At 64.1% G+C, this 7766-nt stretch carries 6 protein-coding genes; 4 read left to right on the forward strand and 2 right to left on the reverse strand.

All coding sequences use genetic code 11. The features are described from left to right. From A5634_RS12430 to A5634_RS12440, 3 genes are read left to right on the forward strand one after another with little or no spacing between them, the layout of a single operon-like run. The gene (locus A5634_RS12430) at positions 1-1206 is read left to right on the forward strand and encodes a cytochrome P450 (RefSeq protein ID WP_065144347.1); all 1206 of its coding nucleotides are present in this window, start codon (positions 1-3) and stop codon (positions 1204-1206) included. Further along, complete coding sequence (locus A5634_RS12435; RefSeq protein WP_065144348.1) at positions 1207-2241, forward strand: LLM class F420-dependent oxidoreductase; 1035 nt, start codon at positions 1207-1209, stop codon at positions 2239-2241. After that, positions 2234-3085, forward strand: coding sequence for an SDR family oxidoreductase (locus A5634_RS12440; protein WP_065144349.1), 852 nt, complete (start codon positions 2234-2236; stop codon positions 3083-3085). Before A5634_RS12435 ends, A5634_RS12440 begins: the two co-directional genes overlap by 8 nt. Positions 3086-3107: 22 nt before the next feature. On the opposite strand, the gene A5634_RS12445 is transcribed toward A5634_RS12440, so the two are convergent. Together A5634_RS12445 and A5634_RS12450 are read right to left on the reverse strand one after the other, a co-directional pair. After that, positions 3108-4745: an acyl-CoA synthetase gene (locus A5634_RS12445; RefSeq protein ID WP_065144350.1), complete on the reverse strand. Its 1638-nt coding sequence runs from the start codon at positions 4743-4745 to the stop codon at positions 3108-3110. 135 nt (positions 4746-4880) lie between these two features. Next, positions 4881-5897: a Rieske 2Fe-2S domain-containing protein gene (locus A5634_RS12450; RefSeq protein ID WP_065144351.1), complete on the reverse strand. Its 1017-nt coding sequence runs from the start codon at positions 5895-5897 to the stop codon at positions 4881-4883. Positions 5898-6014: 117 nt separating this feature from the next. Between A5634_RS12450 and A5634_RS12455 the strand changes: the two genes are divergently transcribed. Beyond that, positions 6015-7628, forward strand: coding sequence for a flavin-containing monooxygenase (locus A5634_RS12455; protein ID WP_065144352.1), 1614 nt, complete (start codon positions 6015-6017; stop codon positions 7626-7628). The last annotated feature ends 138 nt before the right edge of the window (positions 7629-7766 follow it).

Consider the following 7766-nt stretch of genomic DNA (forward strand, 5'->3'; position numbering starts at 1 on the left):
ATGACCACCGCGACAGTGCTGTTCGACCCGTTTTCCGAAGACTTCTTCAACAGTCCCTATGAGACCTACCGGCGGATGCGGGACGAGGCACCCGTTTACTACAGCGAAGAGTACGACTTCTACGCACTGACCCGACACCAGGACGTGGCCGCCGCGTTCAAGGACTACGAGACCTTCTCCTCGGCCTACGGCGTTGATCTGGCCCAGGTGCGCAAAGACCATGTGACCGAGCACGGGTCGATCATCGCGATGGATCCACCGGCGCACCGGCGCATGCGCGGCTTGCTGAACAAAGTGTTCACCCCGCGCGCGATCCTGTCCTTCAAGGGTCTGGTAGCAGAACTGGTCGACAAGCACCTGTCGGCGCTGGATCCGGATGGCTTTGACTTCGTCCAGGACTTCTCGGCGCTGTTTCCCGTCGACGTGATGGCGACGTTGCAGGGGGTGCCGGACGAAGATCATCAGCAAATCCGGCTGTGGATCGATGACCTGCTGCACCGAGGCCCCGGCGAGGTCGAGATGAGCGAGGCCGGGCAGAAGTCTGCCGTCGACATGGCAATCTACTATTACCGGCTCATCAAGCGGCGGCGCGAGGCCCTGGGCGATGACCTGCTCAGCAGGCTGATCGCCGCCGAAATCGAACGTGACGACGGCGCGATGACACCGCTGGATAACGTCGAAATCACGGAATTCGCAACGCTATTGGGTGGTGCCGGCGCCGAGACGGTGACCAAGCTGCTGGGCAACGCCGCGGTGGTGTTCGCCAGAAACCCCGACCAGTGGCAGAAATTGCTCGACGATCGAGGCAAGGTTCCCCTGGCGGTCGAGGAATTGTTGCGTTACGAGGCGCCTGCGCAGTACAACGTGCGCCGCTCGATGCGTGCGGTGACATTGCACGGTGTGACGATCCCGGCGGGCAAACCAGTGTTCTTGGTCGGTGCTTCGGCGAACCGGGATCCATTGGCGTGGAACGATCCCGACACGTTCGACATCGATCGTGACCGCACTCAGTCGCAGAATCTCGGCTTCGGTTACGGCATCCACAGCTGTCTCGGTGCCGCGTTGGCACGCATGGAAAGCGTGATCGCACTCGAGCGGATGCTGGACTTCATGCCCCGTTACGAGGTCGGTTTGCCGGGTTGCAAACGGGTCAACATGCAAAACGTCGCCGGCTGGAGCAACGTGCCCGTCCGGGTGATGCGCTAAATGCCCGCGGAGGCGGTTGCGGCGATCAAGCTCGACGGTGGCATCCCCCTGGAGTTGGCGCGGGTGCCCCGCGTCGCGCGGGAACTCGAGCGGCAACGCTACGACGGGTGCTGGACCGGCGAGATCAACCACGACCCCTTCCTGCCCATGTTGCTGGCCGCCGAGCACACCTCGACGATCGAACTGGGCACCAGCATCGCGGTCGCGTTCGCTCGCAACCCGATGACCGTTGCCAACGTGGCATGGGACCTGCAGGCCTACTCCGGAGGCCGATTCATTCTCGGTTTGGGCACACAGGTCAAGGCCCACATCGAAAAGCGGTTCAGCATGCCATGGGGTCGGCCCGTGCCGCGGATGCGTGAGTTCGTCTCTGCGCTGCGCGCGATCTGGGACTGCTGGCGCGACGGTACCCGGCTGAGCTTCGAAGGTGACTTCTACACCCACCGGCTGATGACGCCGATGTTCACTCCAGAACCCTTAACATGCGCATTACCAAAGGTTTTCGTGGCAGCTGTCGGTGAGGCGATGACCGAGATGTGCGGTGAGGTGGCTGACGGCGTGATCGCCCACGCCTTCACGACCCAGCGGTACCTGGACCAGGTGACCCTGCCAGCCCTACACCGTGGGCTTCGACGAGCGGGTCGCCGCCGCGCCGACGTCGCGGTGACGTGCCCGGTCTTCATCGTCACAGGGCGCAACGAAGCCGAGATGGCCACATCGGCAGCGGCCATCCGCAAGCAAATCGCCTTCTACGGGTCCACGCCGTCCTACCTGAAAGTGCTCGACCTGCATGGCTGGGGCGACCTGCACACCGAACTGCACCGGTTGTCGCGGCAGGGTGAATGGGACGCAATGGGCGCACTGATCGATGACGAGGTGCTGGAGGCCTTCGCCGTCGTCGCTCCCGTCGACGAAGTGGCGGCGGCGCTGAGGGCACGGTGCGCCGGCTCGGTCGACCGCGTGCTGCCGGGATTCCCGACGGACCTTCCGCCGGACCTGGTGGCGGGGATCCTGGAAGGCTTCCGGCATGGATAGGGTCAGGGGCAGGACAGTACTCGTCACCGGCGGCGCCCGCGGCATCGGATTCGCCACCGCGGCAGCATTGTTGGCGCGCGGCGCGCGGGTGGTCATCGGTGACCGCGACCAAGGCGCGTTGGAAACGGCGGTCAGCGAATTATCGGATGCCGGAACAATTTTCGGCCACCCGTTGGATGTCTCCGATCGGGAGTCCTTCGCCGGATTCCTGGATGCGGCCAGGTCGGACGGCGGTGGCGGGATCGACGTGTTGGTCAACAATGCCGGGGTGATGCCGGTGGGCTCGTTCGTCGATCAAACACCGCAGGCCATTCGGTCCTGCATCGAGGTGAACCTCTACGGGGTGCTCAACGGTTGCCAGTTGGTGCTGCCCGAAATGGTGGGTCGGCGCACCGGGCACATCGTCAACATTGCGTCGATGGCCGGGGTGATGGCGATCCCGGGACAGGTCACCTACGCCGCCACCAAGCATGCTGTCGTCGGACTCAGCATCGCCATGGCCGACGAATTCGCTTCTTACGGTGTGCAAGTCAGCGTCGTGATGCCGCCGTTTACCCAAACCGACCTGATCGCCGGGACGAAGGGTACGGGGGCGGCCAGACCGGTGGGGCCACCGGTAGTTGCCGCGGCCATCGTCGGCGCACTGGACAAGCCACGCACGCAGGTAGCCGTGCCGCGGACAGCGAAGTTCGTCGGGCCGGCGGTGGCGATGCTCGGTCCGCGCGGGCGGCGCTGGTTCAACAAGAGGATCGGCGCGGACAAGCTCTTTCTCGACGACATCGACCACACCGCCCGCGCGTACTACGAGACGCGGGCGCAATCGTCGCTGGGTCTGGCGGACTAGACACGGCGCACCTACCGCTTGCTTAACCGGCCTCGGCTTGTGCTCGGGCCCAACGGTAGTCGGCCTTGCCCGACGGACTGCGCTCGATGACCGCGCGGAACACAATCGCCTTGGGCAGTTTGTAGCGGGCCAGCGACTGCGCTGCGTGCGCCACCAACTCTTCGGCCTGGGCGTGCGCTCCCTCGGCGAGCGAAACAACCGCGACCACTTCCTGACCCCAGCGCTCGCTGGGTCGACCGGCGACGACCACGTCGGTGACGGCGGGATGAGACGCGATCGCGGTCTCGACCTCTTCGGCGAAGATCTTCTCGCCGCCGGAATTGATTGTCACCGAATCCCGGCCCAGCAATTCGATGTGGCCTGCCTCGTGGTGGCGCGCCCGGTCACCTGGGACCGCGTAGCGCACGCCGTCGATCACCGGGAAGGTCGCCGCCGTCTTGGCGGCGTCGCCCTTGTAACCCAGCGGAACGTAGCCGCGTTGTGCCAGCCAACCAATGCCGTCGTGACCCGGCGGCAGGATCGACGAAAGATCCTCGGCGGCAACAAAAGTGTCCGGCCCGGCGTTGAAGTTGCCGGTCGACACCGAGCCGGAGGTCGACATGTGGCTCATCTGAGCGCCGGTTTCCGAGGATCCGACGCCGTCGATCACCATGCCATTGGGCAGGGCGTCAATCAGGCGCTGTTTGACATACGGTGTCAGCAGGGCGCCGCCGTTGGCCACGACAAACAGCGACGACACATCGGCGATCTTGCTTTCGATCGCGGCAACCAATGGCCGTGCGATGGCGTCACCGACCACCGTCACCACCGAAACCTTCTCGCGCTCGATGGTGCGCACCACGTCCTCGGCATCCAGGTGGTCGACGATCGTAGGGAAGACGATGGTCTGGCCGGTGGTCAGCGCCGTCATCACGGTCCACTGCGCGGCACCGTGAATCAGCGGTGGCAACACCATCAGCTTGGTGCCCGGCCCGGCCGTCACCCGCGCCACGATCTCGTCGACCGAATCCACATACTGGCCGCTGACCAGGTCGCGGCCGCCGAAGGACGTCATGAAGATGTCGGCCTGGCGCCACAACACACCCTTGGGCATGCCAGTCGTGCCGCCGGTGTAGAGCACATAGAGGTCGTCGGGGGAATGCCGTACTGGCGGCGGCTGCACAGGGTTCGACACGATGCTCTCGTAATCGACTGCGCCAGGCAGCAATTCGTTGCCCGAATCGTCGGCGATCTGAATCAGCACGCGCAGGTTCGGTAGCTCCGGCAGCACTTCGGCGACGCGCGGCGCGAACACCGAGTGGTACAGCAGGGCGCTCGCCCCCGAATCGGCCAGCAGGTACTGCAGTTCCTGTTTGACGTAGCGGAAGTTGACGTTGAACGGCGCCACCCGGGCCGCGAAGCTGCCGAACAGCGCCTCGACGAATTCGTTGCCGTTGTAGGCGTACAGACCCAGCAAATCCTGGCCTACTTCGTGGCCGGAAAGCTCGGAGCGCTCGGTGTGACAGCCCAGACCCTGGGAGTGCAGGTAGGCGGCGAGCCGATTGGAGCGTTCGATCACCTGCGCGTAGGTGAATCGCTTGTCGCCCTGGACTACCAGTTCGCGATCGGGTACCGCGGCGGCAACGGCACTGGCGACTGCGGGCACGGTAAATTCAGGCACTGCACTCCTTCCCGTCTGCTCGCGGCATCACGGTTGGTTTGGTGAGTAACGCACCGTCTGAGCTTGTCATGGTCGCCAAAATGAACACCTTCCGGCCCTGCGCCCCCGGCCCAACCGACTGGACGAGGCACGGTTTCATGTCGACGCGGTGATGCTGTCGCCAGCCGGCACGTCGTAGAACTGTTGCGCCCACTTGCGTAGCGCCATATAGCCTTTCGCATCTACCTTGGAAAGCGCCGGATGTTCGACGTACTTCTGGTAGCGCCAGATCTGAAGATCGTCGAACACGGTAGACAGAAACTGCTTCTCGATCACCTCGCGCAGTTTGCCCTCGGGCACATCGGAGTCATCGCCGGGCGTTCGCGGCCACCAGATCGAATAGAACAGGTCTGAACATTCGTCATCCACCGGGGTGCAGGTGAAGATCAGCCGATGATTTTGGGCACCCTCGAAAACGCTGATCGCTCCGCCCAGGCCGAACAGGTGGCTGTGGAAACGTAGGGCAAGATCGTCGGGGTTGTCGCTGCGGGCCTCGGGCCACCCCGCGACGAACTGCCATTCGTGCGCGACGATCTTCCAGTCCAGCACCCGTGGCGTCACGGTGGCGTGGTGCACGTACTCGAAATGGGCGCTGTCGGGGGCGTTCTCCGAGACGATCTGCGGATGTACCGGTTCGCGCTCGGCTCGCCGGGAGAACTCCGGATACGCCCGGTAGTAGGCGGCCGGATCGGTCTCGAACTGCGGGAATTTCCTGAAGATATCCGGCATTTCCCACTGCGGCTGCTCACCGTGCGGGTGATGCCAGAGGAACACGCAGTCGTACTGCTCCTGAACGGGAAACACGCGCAGCCTCAGCGCGCGGTTGGGTCGCTCGGGTTGGTAGGGGATGTAGCGGTTGGTGCCGTCGGGGCCCCATCGCCAACCGTGGAAGGGGCACTGCACGCAGTCGCCGACCACCTTGCCGCCATGCCCGATGTGTGCGCCCAAGTGCTTGCAGTGGGCTTCCAGGACGTGCAGTTCGCCCGACTCGTCGCGGTAGGCGACCAGGTCCTGGCCGAAGTAGTGCAGCGGCCGGACCTCACCGATCGGAAACTCAGGCGACCAGCCGATCATGAACCACCCAGTGACCTTCCAGGTGAATGGGACCTTCACTTGCCCATGCCTCCGTTCGGCTGATACTAAATCCGTTACAGTATAGATTTCAGCAGTTCGGTTCGCCGCGCGGCAAGGAGCTTCATGTCACCAGGGTCGTCGAGAAGGTGAGCGGCAATGGAGTCTGAGTTCGACGCCATCGTTATCGGCGCGGGCTTTTCCGGTCTATACATGCTGTATCGGCTGCGTCAGCTCGGGGTGCGCACCCAAGTACTCGAACTGGCCGAAAACGTCGGCGGCACCTGGTTATTTAACCGGTACCCGGGCGCTCGATGCGACATCGAGAGTATCGAGTACTCCTACAGCTTTTCCGAAGATATTGAGCAGGAGTGGGTTTGGACGGAGTCCATGCCGGCTCAGCCCGAGATCGAGTCTTACCTCAACTTCGTCGCCGACCGGCTTGATCTGCGGCGAGACATCGCGTTCAACACCAAGGTCGTGGGGATGGTCTTCGACGAGGACAGCGCGACCTGGCAGGTACGCACCGAGGCCGGAGAGTTGTTCACCGCACCCTTCGTCGTTGCCGCCTCGGGAATCTTGTCCGTCCCGCTGGAACCAGACCTTGTCGGTATGGCGTCGTTCGCCGGGACGTCGCTGTTCACCAGCCGCTGGCCGCGGGAGGGTTTCGATCTGCGCGACAAGCGAATCGGCGTCATCGGCACCGGCTCGACCGGCGTCCAGCTTATTCCTGTCGTCGCACCAGAGGCCGAGCGGCTGTGCGTGTTTCAGCGTTCGGCGCCGTACACGCTGCCGTGGCAAGTACACCGCTTCGAACCCGGCGAACTCGACGAGATGAAATCCCGGTACGCCGAAATCCGCGCGGCGCAACGAGCCCACCCGATCGGCGCGGCGCGGCTCAGCGCCTTCTCGGTGCTGCTCGAGATGTTGGGCAGCCCGCCGCTGAAGACGGCGACCCGCGCGGAACGGCTGCGCGCAATCGAGGAAAACGGCGTGCTGGGCGCGTTGAACTGGGGTGATGTCTTCTTCGACATCGAAGCCAACCGCATGGCCGCAGAGCTTTACGGCGAAGCAGTGGCCCGCATCGTGACCGACCCGCAAACGGCCGCCGCGCTGGTGCCGCGGCATCCGTTTGCCTGCAAGCGACCCATCATCGACCAGGGCTACTACGAGACCTTCAACCGGGACAACGTCACCCTCGTCGACCTGCGCAGCGAGCCAATCGAAACGGTGACGCCAACCGGGATCCGCACCACCCGAACCGAGTACGAACTCGATGTTCTGATCTACGCCACCGGTTTCGACGCGATGACCGGAGCGTTGAGCCGCATCGATATTCGTGGACGTGACGGCATGTCACTGGCCGAGTTCTGGGCCCAGCAAGGGCCACTGTCCTACCTGGGATTGGCGGTGGCCGGGTTCCCCAACCTGTTCACGGTCCAGGGGCCCGGCAGCCCCAGCGCGGCAACCAACTTCGTAGCGGCGCTGGAGCAACACGTCGAATGGATCGCCGATTGCATCGTTTACCTGCGTGCCAACGGGATTCGCACCATCGAGGCGCTGGACAGCGCGCAAAACGAGTGGGTCGAGCATGCCACCGCGCTGGTGGCGCCGACGGTGCTGGTCCACCCGAGCTGTAACTCCTGGTACAACGGTGGCAATGTGCCCGGCAAGAAACGGATGTACATGGGCTATACCGGCGGGATCTGTGAATACCGGCGGCGTTGCGACGAGATCGCGGCCACCGGCTATACGGGCTTCAAGCTGAGGTAGGTGATTCTCGTGTCGTGGGCAACTCGTGGGTTGGGCATCACCCGTGAACTGGGCATGGTGGTGCCGCGTGCGGTGGCCGGTCTGCGGGCCGATATCGGTACAAGCGGATTGGTGCCGGTGGCGCCTCGCGGCGTGCGC

The organism is Mycobacterium asiaticum (assembly GCF_001673365.1).
Lineage (GTDB): Bacteria > Actinomycetota > Actinomycetes > Mycobacteriales > Mycobacteriaceae > Mycobacterium > Mycobacterium asiaticum_A.